This is a genomic window from Arthrobacter sp. Y3221048, assembly GCF_059092685.1.
Window position 1 is genome coordinate 1 of record NZ_JBNHHX010000013.1, and the last position, 520, is coordinate 520.

A 520-nucleotide genomic window follows, 5' to 3' on the forward strand; every position below is an offset into this window, starting at 1 on the left:
GCCCAGCTTCCCGAGGTACTCGGCAAGGGCATCGAGGATCGGCACCTGCCCCTTCGCCAGTTTGCTGCGCGCCTCGGACTCTCGGAACCATCTGGCATCGTCGATTTCGGGATACTCCCGCACAACACCGGAACCCTTCGGCCATTCCAGCGGGAACGTGTTGCTGGTGATGTGCTCTGGCTGGAAATCCGATTCGGCGGCAAAGGCGGTGATGACCTTCCCCGAAGGCTGGCGGAAAGCGCCCAGCTCAAGGTAGTCCGCCTGAGGCGCCGGCGTCCCGATTTCTTCGGCGAACTCCCGCAGCGCGGCCACCAGAGGGTCCTCCGCGTCGAGGTATATTCCCTTTGGAATTGTCCAGGCGCGGGTGTCCATGCCGGTCCAGTGAGGGCCACCATTATGGGCGATCCAGACCTCCAAGTGCCCTTCCAGGCTCCGCCGGTACAGCAGGATGCCTGCGCTGCGAACTGTCATACGCCCTCCACATCCCTAGGCTATAGAGATTGCCGGTTCTTGTCCTGCG

At 62.9% G+C, this 520-nt stretch carries 1 protein-coding gene; it reads right to left on the reverse strand.

The features are described 5' to 3' along the window. On the reverse strand, positions 1-471 hold a 471-nt coding region (locus tag AC5RVS_RS17840), incomplete at its 3' end, for an NUDIX hydrolase (protein ID WP_494109136.1). Positions 472-520: the final 49 nt, after the last annotated feature.